We start from the raw sequence: 19598 nt of genomic DNA on the forward strand, positions 1-19598 counted from the left end.
ACGACACCACCGACCCAACATCAGCCAAAACCCCACTCGCAGAACGCAACACAGCACCCAGAGCCGCCCCCGGCGACCCCTCCAGCTGCTCCATCGCGTCCATGGGAACAGTGAAGCAGCCACCACTGACAGAGCCCTTCACACAGCCCCTGAGAGCGCGACCGGACCCCGCCCTGGGACGGCTCGCGGACGCCAAGGGCCCACCACGGCCAACCACAGGAAGCGAGGGCCACGCGCCCGACGCCAGCTCAACCGCAGGCAGGCGGGATGGGCGCACCGAAGGCGCGCGCGGGTCCCACGCTCTGCGCGGGCCGGCATACCTGTGGAAAACTCCGCGGCCGAATTCGGGATCTTCCCTACCGTCATCGTCAGAGGTCGCGCACGAGGTGCGGCCGGACACGAAGGGGACCGACATGGCAGCCCAGTTCCAGGTGGACACCGAGCGCATCACCGCCGCCTCCGGTGACATCGCCCGCATCAGCAACGAGATCGAGGCGCAGGTCGCGCAGATGCTCTCGCGACTCACCGCCCTCCAGGACGCGTGGAAGGGCGGCGCCGCCACCCAGTTCCATGGCGTCGTCACGCAGTGGCAGGGCACCCAGCGCCAGGTGCAGAGCTCACTTGCCTCCATCGGTCAGGTGCTCGGCGCAGCCGGCGCGCAGTACGCCGAGACCGAGGCGAACAACACCCGCATGTTCTCGTGACTCCACGGGCCGCCCGCACGCGTGCTGATGGAGGGGTCAGCACGTGACCGGGCGGCCCGAGGTTCGCGGCGCCCCGCGCCCACAGGTCGCGGTGCCCCTCGCCCCACGGTCACGACGTCTCACTCCGTCGTGACGGCGCGCAGGATGTCGAGCTTCGAGGCCCGCCATCCTGGCCACCAGGCCGCGAGCACGCCGACCACTCCGGCGAGCCCGACGAAGAACACCAGCTGTGGCCACGGCACGGCGAGCAGCTCGATCCCGTCGTCGGCAAGCGAGCGTTGCAGCGCCACGCCGAACGCCACCCCGAGGACGACACCCAGGGTCGCGCCGAGCAGGGCGATGACGATCGACTCCAGACGCAGCATTCGCTTGAGCTGGCGACGGCTCAGGCCGACCGCTCGCAGCAGCCCGATCTCCCGGGTCCGTTCGATGACCGACAGCGCGAGCGTGTTGATGATGCCGAGGATCGCGATGACGACGGCCAGCCCGAGCAACGCATAGATGAGGTAGAGCATCTGGTTGATCATCCCGCCCTGCTCGTCGGCGTACTCGGACTTGTCCTTGACGGTCACGACGGGCAGGTCGGCGATCGCGGCATCGAGGGCACGCCCGACGCTCGCCTCGCTCCGCCCGGAGTCCCGTTCGACGAAGACGTAGGCATCGGTGTTCGGCGCCCCAAGACTCGTCAGCCCGGCGCGGCTCAGGACGACGTCGGATCCGATGATCGTCGACTCGTCGTGGATCGCACTGACCCGGAAGGGTTTCGTCGTCCCACCCCGCGTCAGCTCGACGGTCGACCCGACGCGCAGCGACCGCGCCGCCGCCTCCTCCTTCGACACGGAGACGGTCGTCGACGTCAGGTCGGCGATGTCGCCCTCGACCATGACCCGGTCCCCGATCATGTCGACCTTGTCCGGCTCGAGCGCCAGCGCACTCGCCTGCGTCCCGCCCACGGCGAGCCGGTCGAACGTCAGCGCGGACACGCGCGACACCCCGTCCACGCCGGCGAGCTCCTTCGCAACCTCGCCGGAGAACGGCATACCGATCGCGCTCGAGACGACGTAGTCGGCCGTGAAGCCCTTGTCGATGGCCGCGTCGATGCTCGTCTTCGCACTCGCGCCGAGGACGGACATCATCGACACGAGCGTCACGCCGATCATCAGCGCCGATGCGGTCGCCCCGGTGCGCCGCGGGTTACGGATTGCATTCTGCTCGGCCATGAGCCCCACCGCGCCGAAGAGGCGCCGATACACCCAGCCGATGCCTCCCACGACCGGTCGGCCCACGAAGGGGCTGACGAGCGCAACCCCGAGGACGACGCCGAGGATGCCCGCTCCGATCCAGTACGTCTCGTTCGGCACGTCCGCGAAGAGCCCCGTCCCGAGCAGCCCCGCGCCGGCCACGGTGAGCAGGGTTCCGAGCAGCGCCCGTCCGCGCATGCCGCTCTCGGCGAGGAGCGCGTCATCGCGCATCGCCGCGACGGGCGGCACCTTGCCCGCCTTGCGTGCCGGAAGGTATGCCGCGACGAGGGTCACGACGAGGCCCACCGCGAGCGAGACGAGGATCGTTCGAGGGGCGACGACGAGGGACTGCGAGCTGAGGTCCAACCCGAACCGGCCGAAGAGGACGCGGATGAGCATCGCGAGGAGGATGCCGAGGCCCAGCCCGATCGCCGACCCGACGAGGCCGATCGCGGTCGCCTCGAACAGCACCGAACGCGCCACCTGTCGACGCGTCGAACCGAGCGCCCGGAAGAGCGCGAGCTCCCGGGACCGCTGCGCCACCAAGATGCTGAACGTGTTGACGATGAGGAACGACCCCACGACGAGGGCGACGCCGGCGAACACGAGCAAGAAGGTGGTGATGAACCCGAGGGCTTCCTGGATGTCGCTCGCGGCGGCCTCCGCTGCCGCGTCACCGGTGACGGCTTCGACGCCGTCGGGCAGCTGCGCGGCGACGGCGTCGCGCAAGTCCGCCTGACTCGTGCCCGGCTCGGCCGTGACCCAGATGTCGGTGAACGTGTCGGCGCCCTGGGTGAAGAGTTGCTGCGCCTGCTCGGTGTCGAAGATCGACAGGCTCGCCCCGTTGAGCCCGCCGCTGCTCCGGGCGATTCCGACGAGCCGGGCCTCGAACCGGGGCTGCTCGCCCGCGCTCACGAGAGGGACGGTCTCGCCGACGAGGTAGCCACCCTTCTCGGCGGTGCGTTCGTCGAGGACGACCTCACCGGCGGCACTCGGCCACCGGCCGCTGACGATCGTGAGCGGCTCGACGCCCTTGGCCGCGGGTCCGCCGGTGTGGTTGAGGGCGATGCCGGGTGGACCGTAGCCGCCGACGAGCTTGCCCTGCTTCGACACGACGAAGGTGCCGAAGCTCGTGATGTTCCCGTCGACCCGCGCGGCGCCGGGGGTGTCCTCGAGCTCGGTGACGAGGGAGGCGGGCAGCGACGCGGTGGACGGCTGGGACTCGGGATCGACGTCGGTGCCACCGGCCGGACGCACGACGACGTCCCCAACCGAGCTCGACATGATCGAGTCGAAGCTCTTGCCGAGGGTGTCGGTGAAGACGAACGACCCCGCGACGAACGCGACGCCGAGGATGATCGCGAAGGCGCTCATGAACAGCCGCAGCTTGCGGGCCATGAGGCTCTTCCAGCTGGCGCGCAGCATGGCGGCTCAGTCCTGCTCGCGCGCGTCGCGCGCCGTCGTGGGTATGCCGCGCGCGGCCATGTCGTCCGCGTGGCCGTGCGCGCCCCGCGCCTCCCGCGAGCTCGTGGGTATGCCGCGCGTGGGTATGCCGTCCGCCTCGCCCTGCGCGCCCCGCACCTCCCGCGCGTCCAGGCTCTTCATCGTCTCGAGGATCAGGTCCGGCGTCGGCTCGCGCAGCTCGGTGACGATCTGGCCGTCGGCGAGGAAGACGACGCGGTCGGTCCAGCTCGCCGCACCCGGGTCGTGGGTGACCATGACGATCGTCTGCCCGAACTCGTCGACCGAGCGCCGCAGGAACGCCAGCACCTCGGCGCCGGACGTCGAGTCGAGGTTGCCCGTGGGCTCATCCGCGAAGATGACCGCCGGCCGGCTCACCAACGCTCGTGCACACGCGACGCGCTGCTGCTGGCCACCGGACAGCTCACCGGGCCGGTGGGTCAGCCGGTCGCGCAGCCCCACCGTGTCGATGACGGTGTCGAACCACTCCGGGTCCGGCTTGCGACCGGCGATCGACAGCGGCAGGACGATGTTCTCCTGCGCGCTGAGCGTCGGGATGAGGTTGAACGACTGGAAGATGAAGCCGATGTAGTCGCGGCGCACCTTCGTGAGGTCCTTCTCGCGCAACGCGGTCAGGTCCACGCGTCCGAGCTTGACGACTCCGCTCGTCACCGAGTCCAAACCGGCGGCGCAGTGCATGAGCGTCGACTTGCCGGAGCCCGACGGCCCCATGATCGCGGTGAACTCCCCTGCCGCGATGTCGAGGCTCACCCCGTCGAGGGCGCGGACGGCGGTGTCGCCCGAGCCGTAGGTCTTGACGAGGTCGGTCACCCGGGCCGCGACGCGCCGGCGCGCCTGCCCGTCGGGGGCGGTGACGCTCGGTGTGGAGCTGTCGGAACGTTCGGGCACGACGTCGGTGGTCATGGCGACCACGCTAGGGCGCGGGCGGCCTACGCCGCGCTCGGGTTCACCCCCGAGGCGACCCTGAACGCTCCCTGAACACCGCAGTCCGCACACACGGGCCCCCGCACACCCAGGCCGTCATTCGTCGGGCGTGAAGACCTTGTCGACGGAGGTGTCGAACGTCGCGGCGATCCGGAACGCGAGGGAAAGCCTCGGGTCGAAGTGCCCCTTCTCGATCGAGATGACGGTCTGCCGGGTCACGCCGAGCCGGTCGGCGCACTCCTGCTGCGACATCGCCGCCGCCTCGCGCAGCTCCTTGAGGGTGTTGCGCATCAGAGCGGCCGACGCGACGCCACGAGGTAGCGCACCCCGAAGCTGAGCAACCCGAGGACGAGGAAGACCGGCACCGGGAGCGCCCGCATCCCCATCGCGTACTGCGCGAGCGCCGCGAGGCCCATCACCGCCACGAGGTTGGTGAACGCACCGAACCCGGCACGCTGCGCCCAGGCCCGTTCCACGGTGTCCTCGGCGTGGGTCACCGGGTCGGCGGCATCCGGGTCCGGGATGAGCGCCCACGCCCCCGCGAAGAACAGTGGCCCGCACAGGAGCACGAAAACCGTTGCGGCAAGGGCACGTTCGTCGGTCGGCGACGTCACGAACACCATGACGCCGAGCGCCAGGCTCAGGACGATGCCGATGATGACGATGGCCGTCCAGCGGTCGCAGGACGTGCGGACGACGGTGGTGTCAGGCATGATGCGAAACCTCCCGAGTGTCTGGTTTGTTTGACATGAACAGCATGGCACGGCATCGCCACACATGTCAAAGAAACCAGACAACCCGCCGTCGGACCATGCGCGCGAGGCGCGCGGCCGGCATACGCGCAGGGCAGACGAAAGGCGGCCTCCCCTCGGGGAGACCGCCTTTCGCGTATGCCGTGTGGCCGGCGTGGGATCAGAAGCCCATGCCGCCCATCTCGTCGCCGCCACCCGGCATGGCCGGAGCGGCCTTCTCGGGCTTGTCGGCGATGACGGCCTCGGTGGTGAGGAACAGCGCGGCGATCGACGCGGCGTTCTGCAGCGCCGAGCGCGTGACCTTGGCCGGGTCGATGATGCCGGCCTTGATCATGTCGACGTACTCACCGGTCGCGGCGTTGAGGCCATCGCCGGAGGGAAGGCTCGACACCTTCTCCGCGACGACGCCGCCCTCGAGGCCGGCGTTGACGGCGATCTGCTTGAGCGGAGCCTCGATCGCGACCTTCACGATGTTGGCGCCGGTCGCCTCGTCACCCTCGACCTCGAGCTTGTCGAAGACGTCCTTGCCCGCCTGGAGCAGGGCGACGCCACCACCGGCGACGATGCCCTCCTCGACGGCGGCCTTGGCGTTGCGCACGGCGTCCTCGATGCGGTGCTTGCGCTCCTTGAGCTCGACCTCGGTGGCCGCACCCGCCTTGATGACGGCGACGCCGCCGGCGAGCTTGGCGAGGCGCTCCTGGAGCTTCTCGCGGTCGTAGTCGGAGTCCGACTTCTCGATCTCGGCGCGGATCTGGTTGACCCGACCCTGGATCTGGTCGGCGTCGCCCGCACCCTCGACGATGGTCGTCTCGTCCTTGGTCACGACGACCTTGCGCGCCTTGCCGAGCAGGTCGAGCTCGGCGGTGTCGAGCTTGAGGCCGACCTCCTCGGAGATGACCTGGCCACCGGTGAGGATGGCGATGTCGGCGAGCATGGCCTTGCGACGGTCGCCGAAGCCGGGGGCCTTGACGGCGACCGACTTGAACGTGCCGCGGATCTTGTTGACGACGAGCGTCGACAGGGCCTCGCCCTCGACGTCCTCGGCGATGATGAGGAGCGGCTTGCCGGACTGCATGACCTTCTCGAGGAGGGGCAGCAGGTCCTTGATCGAGCCGATCTTGGAGTTGACGACGAGCACGTACGGGTCGTCGAGGACGGCCTCCATGCGCTCGGGGTCGGTGACGAAGTAGTGGCTGATGTAGCCCTTGTCGAAGCGCATGCCCTCGGTGAGCTCGAGCTCGAGGCCGAAGGTGTTGGACTCCTCGACGGTGATGACGCCTTCCTTGCCGACCTTGTCCATGGCCTCGGCGATCATCTCGCCGATCTGGGGGTCAGCAGCGGAGATCGAGGCCGTGGCAGCGATCTGCTCCTTGGTCTCGACGTCCTTGGCGTTGGCGAGCAGCTGGTCGGAGACGGCCGCGGTGGCCTTCTCGATCCCACGCTTGAGCGCCATCGGGTTCGCCCCGGCGGCGACGTTGCGCAGACCCTCCTTGACGAGGGCCTGGGCGAGGACGGTGGCCGTCGTCGTGCCGTCACCGGCGACGTCGTCGGTCTTCTTGGCGACCTCCTTGACCAGCTCGGCGCCGATCTTCTCGTAGGGGTCGTCGAGCTCGATCTCCTTGGCGATGGACACACCGTCGTTGGTGATCGTGGGGGCGCCCCACTTCTTCTCCAGCACGACGTTGCGGCCCTTCGGACCCAGGGTGACGCGGACTGCGTCGGCGAGGGTGTTCATGCCCCGCTCGAGCCCGCGGCGAGCCTCTTCATCGAAAGCGATGATCTTGGCCATTCGGGTGGTTCCTCCCACGCGAATCGAAGGTGTCGGCCAGGCGGCGCCCGCGACGGACGAGCCGACGAGCGCGCCTCAGGTCATGCGCGCGTGCCGACCCTCACCGGTCTGGCCAGGAATTGTCACTCTCGGGGTGAGAGTGCTAACGCCATTATTGGCACTCTCACCCCGAGAGTGCAAACGGCAACCGGCTCGCTCCGTATGCCGTTCGCGCGCCTTTCGTGGTCAGTGCGGACCGACGGACGTGCGATGGGCGGCAGAGCACAGCGCCGACCAGCACAGCTGAGCACGAGGTCGTCGGCGCCCGCCGGTCCGAGCCCCCTATTGCACGTCCGTCGGTCCGTCGTCGCTCACCTGGGTCCGCCCGCTCTGGACCTGACCAGACGGTCGCGACTCACCCTGCGTCGACCGGCCCGTCCGGCTGGCCTCCGCGCGGCGGGCGTCCTGCTCGCGCCGCCGCCGCACCTCACGCATGGCGATCAGGCACGCCAGCGCGACCGGGACAACGAACTTCGACACCACCTCGACGATGGTCTTCAGCCACTCCGGCAGGTTCGGCCAGGGGATGTCCGGCAGGTCCCAGTCGGGCCACGGGATCGACGGCAGGTCCGGCAGGTCGACGCTCGGCGTCGGGACCGTCGGCAGGTCGATGTCCGGTGTCCACGACAGGGCCAGGCTGGCGAGCAGGACGGGGATGAGCACCTTCGCCAGTGCCGCCGTCGTGTGCAGCACGATGTGGGTGCGGGGGCGGGCGCGGATCCGCTCCTCGCGACGTGCCGCCTTCGTCCCCGGGTCCGGGACCATGTCGATCTCGACGGCGTCGACGATCCGCGTCGCGCGGGTCACCCCGAGCAGCCCGGCCCGAACCTCGATCCGCCCGCGAGCACCGGGGTGAGCGGGCGTGGCGCGCGAGTCGCGCTGGGGAGTGATCTTCACCCGGTCGTCCTTCGTCGTCCGGCGCGCGACCTCGACGCCGTCGACGGTCCAGACGTACTCCCGGCTGATGCCCTTCTCTGCGACCTCGAGCCGGTGGGTGTACCCGGACCGGGTGAGCTCGAACCCCTGAACTGCCATTCCTCGACCCTGCTCCATGACCGCCGGCCGGCACATCCGTCGCGAGTCGGGTTCCGCGTCATCCGGAAGTCGCACGCGGCTCGGGCCGACAGCACGCTGGCCGGAGCAGCTCAGGCCGACAGCACCCCGGCCGTGAGGAGGATGAGCGTCGCCGACCCGAGCAGGACCCGGTAGATGACGAACGGCGTGTACGAGCGCGTGCTGACATACCTCAGCAACCAGGCGATCGCGGCATACCCGACGAGGAAGGACACGATCGTGCCGACGAGCGTCGGCCCCCAGCCGTAGGCGTTGTCACCGCCCGGGATCTCCGGCAGCTGGAAGAGGCCCGCACCCACGACCGCCGGGATGGCGAGGAGGAACGCGTAGCGCGTCGCCGCCTCGCGCTCGTAGCCGAGGAAGCGGCCCATCGAGATCGTCGCGCCGCTGCGGGAGACGCCGGGGATGAGCGCCATCGCCTGGGCGGCACCCAGCAGCACCGCGTCGCGCATGGTGAGGGCGTCGATCTTCTTGGTGTTCGGGCCGATCCGGTCGGCGATGCCGAGGACGATGCCGAGGACGATGAGGGTCGTCCCGATGATCCAGAGGTTGCGGAAGTCCCGCTCGATGATGTCCTTGAGTAGCACGCCGAGGATGACGATCGGCAGCGAGCCGACGATGATGAACCAGCCCATCCGGGCGTCGTCGCTGCCGCGCCACTCGGGCTTGAACAGCGCGAGCACCCAGGCCTTGCCGATGCGCCAGATGTCCTTGCGGAAGTAGATGAGGACCGCGAGCTCGGTACCGATCTGGACGACGGCGGTGAACGCGGCGCCCGGGTCGCCCCAGCCGAACAGCTCGGGGAAGATCCGCAGGTGGGCGCTGCTCGAGATCGGCAGGAACTCGGTGAGGCCCTGCAGGATCCCGAGGACGACGGCCTTGATGAGATCGAACACGACAGCGGAGCCTACGGGGGCTCGCTCAGAGCTCGGGCGCGTGGCCCTCGAACGTCGCCCGCATCGCGCCGTCCGCCTCGGACGTCACCGGGTCCTCGAGGTCGGCGACGAAGACCGCGACGAGCGTGCGGGCCGGGTTCGACTCGGCCTCGTCGAGCGCCGCGCGCCAGGCCGCGAGGTTGGGGTGCTCCCCCGGCGTCGCCTGCGCCGGCTCCAGCGACTCGACGGCCGCGGCGAGCTGAGCGGTCGTGAGGTCGACCGTCGCGCTCGACCCATCGTGGCCGAGCACCGTCGCGAGCACGACGGCGGGCAGCCCGTTGCCGGTGTTGGGCGTGTTGACGTGCCCGAACTCCCACTCCGGCGAGCTCGACGCGGGACTCAGCCCCACGGCATACGCGACCGGCTGGCGCCAGCCCTCGATCCGCGACGCGAGGTGGTCCCGGATGGCGACGAGCCCCTCCGGCGTGGACCAGTCGAGCTCGGCCATCGTCGTCGCCGCTCAGCCCTGCGGCTGCAGGCCGAGGCGTCGCGCCGAGCGGGCGCGCTGGCGGGTGGCACGCTGGCGACGCAGGCGCTTGACGAGCATCGGGTCGTGCTCGAGCGCAACGGGGCTGTCGATGAGGGCGTTGAGCACCTGGTAGTAGCGGGTCGGGCTCATGTCGAAGAGCTCCTTGATGGCCGACTCCTTCGACCCGGCGTACTTCCACCACTGCCGCTCGAAGTCGATGATCCGGGCGTCGCGCTCGCTCAGGGCCTCCGGCGCGGAGGCGGGCGTGGAGTGCTGTTCGGCGACGTTCACGGCTTCGACCCTTCATCTGTGACGACTGCGAGCGCCACTCTAACCGTCGAATGACACCTCTGTCATTCGACCCGGCGTGTTGGCTGGACACGGCTCACCGTGTCGTGCTCACGCGCCTCAGTCGTCACATCCGTCCCACCCAGCAGGTATGCCGTGAGCTGCTCGACGCTGTCGACGACAGCGTCCGGGCCGGTCGCCTCGAGCGCCTCGCGGGTGCCCGCGCCCCAGGTGACGGCGACGGCGTGCATGCCGGCGGCCTTCGCGGCGAGGACGTCGACGGTGGCGTCGCCGACGTAGACCGCATCGGCGGGGTCGGCGCCGACCTTGCCCGCGGCGACGAGGAGTGGGTCGGGGTCGGGCTTGTGCCGGTCGGTGTCCTCGAGCGCGCCGGCGACGTCGATGAGGCCGTCGATGCCGACGCCGACGAGGGCGAGCCGGGCGGTGTCGGTGCGCTTGGAGGTGACGACGTGGAGGTTCGCACCGGCCTCGGTGAGCGCGGTCAGCATCTCGGGCACGCCGGCATACCGCTCGATGAGGCGCTCGGTGTTGGCGAGGTTCCACTCGCGATAGGTGGCGTCGAGGTCGTGCCCGCGTTCAGGGCTCTCCTCAAGGAGTGCGGGGAGGAGCGGGCGGCCGATCCACGCGCGGGCGCGAGCGTCGTCGACCTCCTCCCCGAGCACGGTGCGGAAGGCGTGCTGGTAGGACGCGACGATGAGCGGGATCGTGTTGGCGAGGGTGCCGTCGAGGTCGAAGAAGATCGTCTGCCAGCGCGGGGTGCTCACGCCGACATCATGTCGGGTCGGGCCGCAGGCTCTCGATGAGGGTCACGACGCGGCGGCCGATCTGGTCGCGGATCGGTCGGACGTCGGCGACGCTCAGGCCGTGCGGGTCGGGCAGCTCCCAGTCCTCGTAGCGCTTGCCCGGGAAGGTCGGGCCCACGTCACCGCAGCCCATGGTGATGACGACGTCGGACTCGAGCACCGCCTCGTCGGTGAGCAGGGTCGGCCGGGCCGCGGTGATGTCGATGCCGATCTCGGCCATGGCCGTGACGGCAGCGGGGTTGACGCGGCTCGCGGGGTTGCTTCCGGCGGAACGGACCTCGATCTCGCCCTGGCTCAGCGATTCCAGCCATGCGGCAGCCATCTGGGAGCGCCCGGCGTTGTGGACACAGACGAAGAGGACCGAGGGGCGACGACTCATCGGGTCGATGGTCTCAGGCTCTCGAGCAGCTCGACCACCCGGCGTCGGATCTCGTCCCGGATCGGGCGCACGGCGTCGAGGCCCTGTCCCGCCGGGTCGGGCAGCTCCCAGTCCTCGTAGCGCTTGCCCGGGAAGACCGGGCACGCGTCGCCGCACCCCATCGTGATGACGACGTCGGACTCGCGCACCGCCTCGGGCGTGAGCACCTTCGGTCGGGCCGCACCGACGTCGATGCCGACCTCGGCCATCGCCGCGACGACCGCGGGGTTGACCTCGTCGGCCGGCGCGCTGCCCGCCGACCGGACCTCGACCGTGTCGCCGCCGAGGGACTCCAGCCACGCGGCAGCCATCTGCGACCGGCCGGCGTTGTGGACGCAGACGAAGAGGACCGACGGACGCGCGCTCATGAGGCCTCCTGCGGCTCGAGGACGAAGAGATGGATGCCGGCCAGGCCCACCAGTGTGCCGGTCACCTGGGCGAGGACGAACGGAAGAACCGACTCAGGGGCGATACCGGCGAAGCTGTCGCTGAACATCCGGGCGATGGTCACCGCCGGGTTGGCGAACGAGGTCGACGACGTGAACCAGTAGGCCGCGAGGATCCACAGCGCGACGAGCCCCGGCGCCAGGTGGTCGCGACGGCCGCGGCTCACGTATCCCACGACGAGCACGAGCCCGACGGTCGCGACGACCTCGCTCAGCCAGCGACCGGCCCCGGGACGCTGCGTCGTGGCGAGCTGGAGGGGAGCAAGGTCGAACATGAGCTTCGCGATGACGACGCCGAGCACTCCCCCGGCGACCTGGGCCACGGCATACGCGGGCAGGTGCGGCCACGGCAGGTCCCGGCGGGCCGCCTGCGCGAGCGACACGGCGGGGTTGAGGTGGGCGCCGCTCACCGGGGCGAGGACGGTGATGAGCACGGCCAGGGCCGCCACCGAGGCGAGCGCGTTGGCCAGGAGCTGCAGGCCGATGTCATCGGTGAGGCGCTGGGCCATGATCCCGGAGCCGACGACCGCGGCGAGCAGCCCGCCGGTCCCGACCAGCTCTGCCGCGAGCGCCCGGGAGAGCACCGTCACCGGCAGCACGCCGACGCGGCGGGCGACGACGAGCCGTCAACGACTCCGGTGACCTCGGTGACGTCGAGGATCTCGAGGCTCGCGGTAGCCGGGCGGGCGTCAGCGGGGTGCTCGTCCGTGACGGTGTAGACCTCCCACGGGGCGCCTGCGGGGTCATGGACCCACACCTTGTCCTGGCGGGCGTAGCAGCACGTCGTGTCGTTCTCGTCGAACGCGGCGAGACCGGCCGCGGCGAAGCGCTCGCGGGCGGCGGCGACCTCGTCGGTCGAGACCTCGACGCCGAGGTGGTTCAGCGCGCCGGCCGGTCCGTGTCCTCGGGTCTGCTCACCGGTCTCGATGAGGACGAGCTTGAGCGGGGGCTCGGCGATCGCGAAGTTCGCGTAGCCGGGCCGGCGCTTGCCGGCTCGACGCCGAACATCGCCGAGTAGAACGCGACGGACGCGTCGAGGTCGCTCACGTTGAGGGCGAGCTGGACCCGACCCGTGGTGGGTGTCTGCGTCATGACGCTCTCCTGAAGTATCGATGGGCATCGATGTAGGTGTTGCGCCTCATCGAACCGCACGCATCGATATCCGTCAATATGCGTGGCAGGATGGTCCGTAACCGAGGAGGAGTCATGACCACCGCCCAGGACCGCACCGTGTCCGGAGCCGCGTGCTGCGGCATCACCACCCCCGGCGGACTCACCCGCGACCAGGCCGAGTCCAGCGCCGCCCTGCTCAAGGCTGTGGCGGACCCGGTGCGCCTCCAGCTGCTCAGCATCATCCGGGCGACCGAGGGCGGGGAGGCCTGCGTGTGTGACCTCACCCCCGCGGTGGCCCTGTCCCAGCCGACCGTGAGCCACCACCTCAAGGTCCTCTCCGAGGCCGGGCTCGTGACGCGCGAGCAGCGCGGCCAGTGGGCGTGGTTCAGCGTCGTTCCCGAACGGCTCGAGGACGTGCGCGCGATCTTCGAGTAGCGGCCACCTGCCGTCCGCGCGCACGGATTAGGTTGGCAGGGTGACCCAGGTGACCCGCCGACCGCTCGCCGAGCTCGTCCACCCGTTGTGGGCGCAGGCGCTGGCGCCGGTCGAGGACGACATCTCCCGGCTCGGCGAGTTCCTGCGCGCCGAGGTCGCGGCGGGCCGCGGCTACCTCCCCGGCGGGGCGCACGTGCTGCGGGCGTTCGAGCAGCCGCTCGAGGACGTGCGGGTGCTCATCGTCGGCCAGGACCCCTACCCCACCCCCGGCCACCCGATCGGGCTGAGCTTCGCCGTCGCGCCGGACGTCCGCCCGATCCCGCGCAGCCTCGTCAACATCTACACCGAGCTCGGCACCGACCTCGGCGTTCCGACCCCGACGAGCGGTGACCTCACCCCGTGGTCCGAGCGCGGCGTCCTCCTCCTCAACCGCGTCCTCACCGTCCGCCCCGGCGCGAGCGCGAGCCATCGCGGCAAGGGCTGGGAGGCCGTGACCGACCGCGCGATCGACGCGCTCGTCGAGCGCGGCGGCCCCCTCGTCGCGATCCTCTGGGGCAGGGACGCGAGGGCGCTGCGCGGGCGGCTCACCGGCATACCGTGCGTCGAAAGCGCCCACCCCTCACCGCTCTCCGCGCATTCGGGCTTCTTCGGGTCCAAGCCGTTCAGCCAGGTCAACGACCTCCTCGCCCGTCAGGGCGCCGACCCCATCGACTGGAGCCTTCCGTGACGCCCCTCGGCCAGAACCCGCCCCGCGTGTGGAGCAGCTACGTCGCCATCGGCGACTCCTTCACCGAAGGCATGTCCGACCCCGACCCCGATGTCGACGACGGCTACATCGGCTGGGCCGACCGGCTCGCGGAGTCGCTGAGCGACCTCGCGCAGATGGAGCACCTGCCGTTCCACTACGCCAACCTCGCCGTGCGCGGCCGGCTGCTCTCGGACGTCGTCGGCCCGCAGCTCGACAAGGCGCTGGAGATGTCGCCCGACCTCGTCTCGATGGTCGGCGGCGGCAACGACCTGCTCCGCCCGTCGGTCGACACCAACGACATCATGGACACCCTCGAGCAGGCAGTGATCCGCTTGCGGCAGAACGGTTCCGACGTCATCCTCGCCACACCGGTCGACCCGCAGGAGGCCGGGCTGCTCAAGCCGCTGCGCGGCCGGCACGCCATCCACACGGCGAACATCTTCACCATCGCCCAGCGGCACGGCTGCTACGTCCTCAACCTCTGGGGCATGCCGGCGCTGCGCGACTGGCGGCTGTGGGCCGACGACCGGATCCACCTCACGACCGAGGGGCACCGCCGGGTGGCGCTCGCCGCCCTCGCAACCCTCGGGCACGCGACCGACGAGGACGACTGGCGCACCCCGCTGCCCGCGGGCGAGGCGACGACGCGGCGACAGGAGCTGCGCTCGCACGCGGCCTGGGCGCGTCAGCACTTCGCACCGTGGGTGCAGCGCCGGATGAAGGGGCAGTCCAGCGGCGACCACGTCGACCCCAAGCGGCCCGAGCTGTCGCCGATGCGACCCTTCGTCGACGGACCTTGACCGGCCTGTCGACCGGGCGGCCCTCGGCCCCACGGCACCCCCCGCGGCCCGAGTTCGCTACTGCCGGGTCGCCCGTTACGGTGACCCTCATGCCGGTCACCCGCCTCATGCCCACCGATGAGGGCCAGGACCTCATCGACCTCACCCGCGAGATCTGCGACAAGGAGCTGCGGCCCAAGGTCGACGAGGCCGAGCGCGCCGCGGCCTCCGGCGAGGCGTTCCCGACCGAGGTGTTCCGCACCCTCGGCCGTGCCGGGCTGCTGTCGCTGCCGCACCCGGAGGAGTTCGGTGGCGGCGGGCAGCCGTACGAGGTCTACCTGCAGGTCGTCGAGGAGATCGCGTCGGCCTGGATGAGCGTCGCCGTCGGCGTCTCGGTGCACTCGCTCACGGCCTACCCCGTGACGACGTTCGGCACGGACGCGCAGAAGGCCGCCCTGCTTCCGGACATGCTCTCTGGCGAACAGCTCGGCGCGTACGGACTGTCCGAACCGCTCGCCGGCTCGGACGTCGGCTCGATGACGACCAGGGCGACCCGGGACGGCGAGGGTGACGACGCGGCATACGTCATCAAGGGCCGCAAGGCGTGGATCTCGCACGCCGGCCACGCGGACTACTACACGACCTTCGCGCGCACGTCCGACGACGGCGGGCGGGGCCTGTCGTGCTTCATCGTGCCCGCGGGCGACCCGGCGATGACGTTCGGGACACCCGAGAAGAAGATGGGCCTGCACTGCGACACCGTGCGCGAGGTGATCTATGACGGGGTGCGCGTCGACGCCGACCGCCGCATCGGAGACGAGGGTCAAGGCATGGCCATCGCCCTGTCTGCGCTCGATGCGGGTCGGCTCGGGATCGCTTCTGCCGCAACGGGACTCGCGCAGTCGGCGCTCGACGTGGCCGCGAAGTACGCGAAGGAGCGGGTGCAGTTCGGCCGTCCGATCGGAGACAACCAGGGGCTCGCGTTCATGCTCGCCGACATGGAGGCCGCGGTTTCCGGTGCGCGGGCGGCCTACCTGTATGCCGCGCGGCTCAAGGATGCGGGGCGGCCCTTCTCGAAGGAGGCGGCCGTGGCCAAGCTGCTCGCGACGGACGCCGCGATGAAGGTGACGACCGACGCGATACAGGTGCTCGGCGGCGCCGGCTACACCCAGGACTTCCCGGTGGAGCGGATGTTCCGCGAGGCGAAGGTGACCCAGATCTTCGAGGGGACCAACCAGATCCAGCGGCTCGTCATCAGCCGCCACGTCCTGCGCTGACCCGTCCGGGACGTGCGCGTTCCCCCGCCAATGTCAGACCGGGCCGTCTCATACACGGCCCGGTCACCTCTTTATAGGTCGGCGACGCGCTCTCGCCGGTGACCGACACGCGTCCTGCGGGCAAACGCCGCCGGAAACCTTGGCCCCGTCAGTCGGGCCGGTCGCCGTGGTCACGGTCGCGGGAGATGCCGGGCAGGAGCACGTCGCCCCCGCGCAGCGCGTCCAGCGCTCCCGGGTGCTGGTCGACGAAGGCCAGTCCCTTGTGCCGGTAGCGCCAGATCTGCACCGACCCGAACCCCCAGAGCAGGAACTGGACCGACATCGCCCACTTGAAGTCGGTGAGCGTGTAGGTCCCCGGTCCGCCCGGCGCGAGCTGGTCGAGGATGAGCCCGACGAGCGCCATCGTCACGAGCGAGGCGAAGAACCCGCCGATGTTGATGACGCCGGTCGCACGCCCCAGCCGGTCCGACGGGTGGAAGGTCCGGGCGAGGTCGAACCCCACCATCGACCCCGGCCCGCCGAACGACGTGACGCAGACGAGCACGACGAGCAGCCACAGCGGCGCCCGTCCCGGCCAGAGCAGCACGACCGCCCACACGAAGGCGATGGCCCCGACGATCGCGAGCACGAGCTGGGAGCGCCGGTAGGGCAGCCGACCCGTCAGCGCCCCGATGACCGGGCCCGCCACGACCGAGGTCAAGGTGAGCGTGATGAGCAGCCCACCGGCAACGGCCGGGCTCAGGCCCTGCCCCTCGACGAGGAACGGGTACCCCCACAGCATCGTGAACACCGTCGACCCGAACTGCCCCGTGAAGTGGATCCACATGGCCAGGCGCGTCCCCGGGTTGCCCCACACCTCTGCCAAGGTGCGCCTGAGCGCCCGGACCTTGATCCGCTCGACGCCCTGGGCGGCATACGGGGAGTCCTTGACGACGAGGACGAGGGCGACGGAGAGCAGTGCGCCCACCCCCGCCGGGATGGCGAACGACTTCTCCCACCCGAACCGGTGCAGCGATGCGGCGAGCGGCGTGGCGGCGGCGACGGCACCGAGCTGCCCGATCATGCCGCTCAGCTGGGTGATGACCGGCGCCTGCTTGACCCGGAACCACAGTGCGACGAGTCGCAGCAGGCTCGTGAAGATCATCGCGTCGCCGATGCCGAGCAGCACCCGCGCCGCGAGCCCGATCTCGAACCCACCGGCGAACGCGAACCACAGCTGCCCCACCGACATGAACCCCAGGCCGGCCAGCAGCAACGCCCGCGACCCGAAGCGGTCGAGGAGCACGCCCACAGGGATCTGCATCGCGGCGTACACGACGAGCTGGACCACGGTGAACGTCGCGAGCTGCGCCGCGGTGATGTCGAATCGTTGTGCCGCAACGAGACCGGCGACGCCGAGGCTGGTCCGGTGGAAGACCGCGAGGACGTAGACCGCGAGCCCGACGAGCCAGATCGCCCACGCGCGGCGCCGGCCGATGTCGTGCACCTGGCGGCGGAGCGGTCGCGTCACCGGTCGATTCTAGGGAGCGGCGACCGTATGCCGTCCGCGCGGTTCGCTGCGTGGGCCTCGCCTGCGCGAGTGGCCGGTAGAGTGCAGGACGCCGTCGGGGGCGAGACGCTCGCCGACGTACGCTGGCGTGGCGCAATTGGTAGCGCACCTGTCTTGTAAACAGGTGGTTAGGGGTTCGAGTCCCCTCGCCAGCTCTCGCCGGCTCGACCTGGCGCGTGGACCCGCCCTCGCCAGCTATCGCACGCATGGTTTGGGCAGAGGCTCTGCTCGTCGCTGAGTGGCTCCATCAGGCTGGCGATCAAGGCGCCCCGAACATATCCCGTGTCGACGGAGGCCTTGGACCATCGCTAGGTGGACACAACTAAAGCGGTATCGCTATATTTGTGTATATGGAGATCACGACACGAGAGGCGGCCGAGCGCCTCGACGTGAACCACGCCCGGGTCCGCGCGCTGGTCGCGTCCGGGATACTCACGGCACGGCTTGTCGGGCGCCAGTGGCTCGTCGACACCGACAGCGTCGACCGACAGGCCGAGATGAAGACAGCTCAGGCGACGGGTCGTCCAATGGCGCAGCGTGTCGCCTGGGCGGCGGGCGTCCTGGCCGACGGTGGTCGCGCCGACTGGCTCACTGCCAGTGAGGCCTACCGCCTCCGCAGGCGGCTCGGCTCGCGCGCGCGCGCCGAGGTCGTCCAGCGGTGGCTCAGGTCACGTTCGGGTGACATCCGGAGTTTTCGGGTTGGCCAGAGCGACCTCACCAAGCTGCTGGCCGTCGACGGCGTCGTCGCCACGGGGGTCAGCGCCGCTGTGGCGTACGGCCTCGGTTTGGGGACCGGAGGAACCGGCGACGCCTACGTCACGAGTTCCTTGGTCGGCCAGCTGACGAGCGACTTCTACCTGGTCGAGAGCCGCACCGGGAACCTCACGTTGCGGGTCGTCGACGGCGACCTGCATCTGCGCAGCGCACGCAGCGTCGGCGGAAGGACTGTTGCCCCGCGGCTGATCGTCGGAGCGGACCTCGCCGACGACCGCGACGCCCGGACGAAGAGCGCCGGCCGGGAGCTGATCCAGTCGGTGCTGGATGCGAGAGCCAGCGGATGACCGACCCCGCGGACCACGCGATCCTGTCCGCGATCGCGGCCATCACCGGCCAGTCGGTCACCGACCTCGCAGCCGCGTTCCGCGAAGCCCTCTCAAGGCATCTCGAGGAAGGGCCAGCGTCGTCCGACGACGTTGCCGACCTCATAGCGCGCCTCAGGACGCGGCTCGGACTTGCTCCCGCCGTCGACCTCGACACCGCTCGAGGACTCGGCAAGGGGATCGACGACTTCGTTGCCGCTCGATCAATCGCCTTCACCACCGGTGAGCTGGCAGCGTGGGTCGACGTCCTGCGACACACAGCAGAACAGGTTCAGACAGTTGACCGGGCACCGGTCGCGATCCCGGCCCTGCCGGAACACCAAACAGCGATGTGGACGACGCTGATCGAGCTCGAGCTCACCGGACTGCCGTGGGTGCTCGTCGGCGGACAGATGACGATGCTTCACTGTCTGGAGAACGACGTCCCATTCACGCGGGCGACCGATGATGGAGACCTGATTGTCGGCGTCTGGACCCACCGGGCCGCGCTGCAGGAAGCCAGCGCGTTCCTGCAATCCCAAGGGTTTCGCGAAGAACGCACATCTGACGGTTACGGCTACAGGTTCGTCCGCGGAGACAGGCCGTACCAAACCAAGGTCGACGTCTTACTCCCGGAGGGCCTGGACAGCCAGACGCGACAGCCGAAGACGATGTCAGGTCGTCCCGGTCTGTCAACGCAGGGTGGCAATCAAGCCCTCACAAGGGCACAGAGGGTGCCCGTCATCGTGGGAGGTCGAACTGGTCATGTCCGTAGGCCGACGCTGCTCGGCTCGATCGTGGCCAAGGCGCACGCGTACATCGTCGACAGCAGGCTGCCCGAGCGTCACGCGCAGGATCTCGCCACGCTCGTCGAGATTGCCCTGCGCGAACCCCGTCGGAACCTCCGCGACGCACGACCCGACGACCGCAAACCTGTCCGACGGTTCCTGAGGGACAAGACAGCGGACCATGCGGACTTCCGGCACACGTCGGACCCGGAAGCCGTATTCAACTTCCTCGAGCGGATGGCGAACCTTGGTCGCTGAATCCACGCCCGAGCAACCCCGGCTGGCTCCAGACAGACTTCACCTCCACCCCCGTCGTGGCCGACACCAGACGCCGCCCGGGAGTGCCTTATGGCCTTCGCGGACGCGAGATTCGGAAGCGCCAACTCGTTCGGCCGTGCCGGACGATGACACCCTACGAGGCCACACGAGGGTCGCGCCCAACTTG

At 70.2% G+C, this 19598-nt stretch carries 22 protein-coding genes and 1 tRNA gene; 8 read left to right on the forward strand and 15 right to left on the reverse strand.

Annotated features, from left to right (window positions below):
* Positions 1–413 precede the first annotated feature (413 nt).
* Positions 414–704 carry a WXG100 family type VII secretion target gene (locus tag BCF74_RS09405; protein WP_106297796.1) on the forward strand — a complete coding sequence of 97 codons (291 nt, stop codon included), beginning with the start codon at positions 414–416 and terminating at the stop codon, positions 702–704.
* 119 nt (positions 705–823) lie between these two features.
* On the opposite strand, the gene BCF74_RS09410 is transcribed toward BCF74_RS09405, so the two are convergent.
* The 14 genes from BCF74_RS09410 to BCF74_RS09475 all read right to left on the reverse strand — a co-directional run bounded on the left by BCF74_RS09410 (position 824) and on the right by BCF74_RS09475 (position 12505).
* Positions 824–3370 carry an ABC transporter permease gene (locus BCF74_RS09410; RefSeq protein WP_106297708.1) on the reverse strand — a complete coding sequence of 849 codons (2547 nt, stop codon included), beginning with the start codon at positions 3368–3370 and terminating at the stop codon, positions 824–826.
* Between the two features lie 6 nt (positions 3371–3376).
* Positions 3377–4330, reverse strand: coding sequence for an ABC transporter ATP-binding protein (locus BCF74_RS09415; protein WP_106297709.1), 954 nt, complete (start codon positions 4328–4330; stop codon positions 3377–3379).
* Positions 4331–4447: 117 nt separating this feature from the next.
* Entirely contained in the window at positions 4448–4642 is a 195-nt protein-coding gene (locus BCF74_RS09420) for a helix-turn-helix transcriptional regulator (protein WP_106297710.1), read from the reverse strand.
* The gene (locus BCF74_RS09425) at positions 4642–5064 is read right to left on the reverse strand and encodes a hypothetical protein (protein ID WP_106297711.1); all 423 of its coding nucleotides are present in this window, start codon (positions 5062–5064) and stop codon (positions 4642–4644) included. Before BCF74_RS09425 ends, BCF74_RS09420 begins: the two co-directional genes overlap by 1 nt.
* Before the next feature lie 199 nt (positions 5065–5263).
* Positions 5264–6892: a chaperonin GroEL gene (groL, locus tag BCF74_RS09430; RefSeq protein WP_106297712.1), complete on the reverse strand. Its 1629-nt coding sequence runs from the start codon at positions 6890–6892 to the stop codon at positions 5264–5266.
* A gap of 321 nt (positions 6893–7213) precedes the next feature.
* Positions 7214–7966 carry a hypothetical protein gene (locus tag BCF74_RS09435; protein WP_106297713.1) on the reverse strand — a complete coding sequence of 251 codons (753 nt, stop codon included), beginning with the start codon at positions 7964–7966 and terminating at the stop codon, positions 7214–7216.
* A gap of 110 nt (positions 7967–8076) precedes the next feature.
* A complete protein-coding gene (locus BCF74_RS09440; RefSeq protein WP_106297714.1) occupies positions 8077–8901 on the reverse strand; it encodes an undecaprenyl-diphosphate phosphatase in 825 nt (274 codons plus the stop codon).
* A gap of 25 nt (positions 8902–8926) precedes the next feature.
* Positions 8927–9388, reverse strand: coding sequence for a hypothetical protein (locus tag BCF74_RS09445; RefSeq protein ID WP_106297715.1), 462 nt, complete (start codon positions 9386–9388; stop codon positions 8927–8929).
* A gap of 12 nt (positions 9389–9400) precedes the next feature.
* Positions 9401–9700 carry a DUF3263 domain-containing protein gene (locus BCF74_RS09450; protein WP_106297716.1) on the reverse strand — a complete coding sequence of 100 codons (300 nt, stop codon included), beginning with the start codon at positions 9698–9700 and terminating at the stop codon, positions 9401–9403.
* A 62-nt stretch (positions 9701–9762) separates the two neighbouring features.
* Entirely contained in the window at positions 9763–10482 is a 720-nt protein-coding gene (locus BCF74_RS09455) for an HAD family hydrolase (protein WP_106297717.1), read from the reverse strand.
* Positions 10483–10489: 7 nt separating this feature from the next.
* Positions 10490–10900 (reverse strand): arsenate reductase ArsC, encoded by a 411-nt coding sequence (locus tag BCF74_RS09460; protein ID WP_106297718.1) that lies wholly within the window; start codon positions 10898–10900, stop codon positions 10490–10492.
* A complete protein-coding gene (locus BCF74_RS09465; RefSeq protein WP_106297719.1) occupies positions 10897–11307 on the reverse strand; it encodes an arsenate reductase ArsC in 411 nt (136 codons plus the stop codon). The genes BCF74_RS09460 and BCF74_RS09465 overlap by 4 nt, the downstream gene beginning before the upstream one ends.
* Positions 11304–11975, reverse strand: coding sequence for an aquaporin (locus tag BCF74_RS09470; RefSeq protein WP_218279235.1), 672 nt, complete (start codon positions 11973–11975; stop codon positions 11304–11306). Before BCF74_RS09470 ends, BCF74_RS09465 begins: the two co-directional genes overlap by 4 nt.
* Positions 11972–12505 carry an ArsI/CadI family heavy metal resistance metalloenzyme gene (locus BCF74_RS09475; protein WP_245889286.1) on the reverse strand — a complete coding sequence of 178 codons (534 nt, stop codon included), beginning with the start codon at positions 12503–12505 and terminating at the stop codon, positions 11972–11974. Before BCF74_RS09475 ends, BCF74_RS09470 begins: the two co-directional genes overlap by 4 nt.
* 86 nt (positions 12506–12591) lie before the next feature.
* On the opposite strand from BCF74_RS09475, the gene BCF74_RS09480 reads away from it, so the two are divergent.
* The 4 genes from BCF74_RS09480 to BCF74_RS09495 all read left to right on the forward strand — a co-directional run bounded on the left by BCF74_RS09480 (position 12592) and on the right by BCF74_RS09495 (position 15737).
* Positions 12592–12933 carry an ArsR/SmtB family transcription factor gene (locus tag BCF74_RS09480; RefSeq protein ID WP_106297720.1) on the forward strand — a complete coding sequence of 114 codons (342 nt, stop codon included), beginning with the start codon at positions 12592–12594 and terminating at the stop codon, positions 12931–12933.
* A gap of 49 nt (positions 12934–12982) precedes the next feature.
* Positions 12983–13660, forward strand: a complete 678-nt coding sequence (locus BCF74_RS09485; RefSeq protein ID WP_106297798.1) for a uracil-DNA glycosylase — start codon at positions 12983–12985, stop codon at positions 13658–13660.
* Entirely contained in the window at positions 13657–14481 is an 825-nt protein-coding gene (locus BCF74_RS09490; protein ID WP_106297721.1) for an SGNH/GDSL hydrolase family protein, read from the forward strand. Before BCF74_RS09485 ends, BCF74_RS09490 begins: the two co-directional genes overlap by 4 nt.
* Positions 14482–14570: 89 nt before the next feature.
* Entirely contained in the window at positions 14571–15737 is a 1167-nt protein-coding gene (locus BCF74_RS09495) for an acyl-CoA dehydrogenase family protein (RefSeq protein WP_106297722.1), read from the forward strand.
* A gap of 148 nt (positions 15738–15885) precedes the next feature.
* Here the strand turns inward: BCF74_RS09495 and BCF74_RS09500 are convergent, their stop codons facing one another.
* Positions 15886–17247: an MFS transporter gene (locus BCF74_RS09500; protein WP_106297723.1), complete on the reverse strand. Its 1362-nt coding sequence runs from the start codon at positions 17245–17247 to the stop codon at positions 15886–15888.
* A gap of 121 nt (positions 17248–17368) precedes the next feature.
* Here BCF74_RS09500 and BCF74_RS09505 point away from each other — a divergent pair.
* The 3 genes from BCF74_RS09505 (at position 17369) to BCF74_RS09515 (ending at position 19411) form a co-directional block, all read left to right on the forward strand.
* Positions 17369–17441, forward strand: a tRNA-Thr gene (locus BCF74_RS09505).
* A 195-nt stretch (positions 17442–17636) separates the two neighbouring features.
* Entirely contained in the window at positions 17637–18347 is a 711-nt protein-coding gene (locus BCF74_RS09510) for a helix-turn-helix domain-containing protein (protein ID WP_106297724.1), read from the forward strand.
* The gene (locus tag BCF74_RS09515; RefSeq protein ID WP_106297725.1) at positions 18344–19411 is read left to right on the forward strand and encodes a hypothetical protein; all 1068 of its coding nucleotides are present in this window, start codon (positions 18344–18346) and stop codon (positions 19409–19411) included. Before BCF74_RS09510 ends, BCF74_RS09515 begins: the two co-directional genes overlap by 4 nt.
* Positions 19412–19598: the final 187 nt, after the last annotated feature.

This window comes from Knoellia remsis, from assembly GCF_003002895.1.
Taxonomy (GTDB): Bacteria; Actinomycetota; Actinomycetes; order Actinomycetales; family Dermatophilaceae; genus Knoellia; species Knoellia remsis.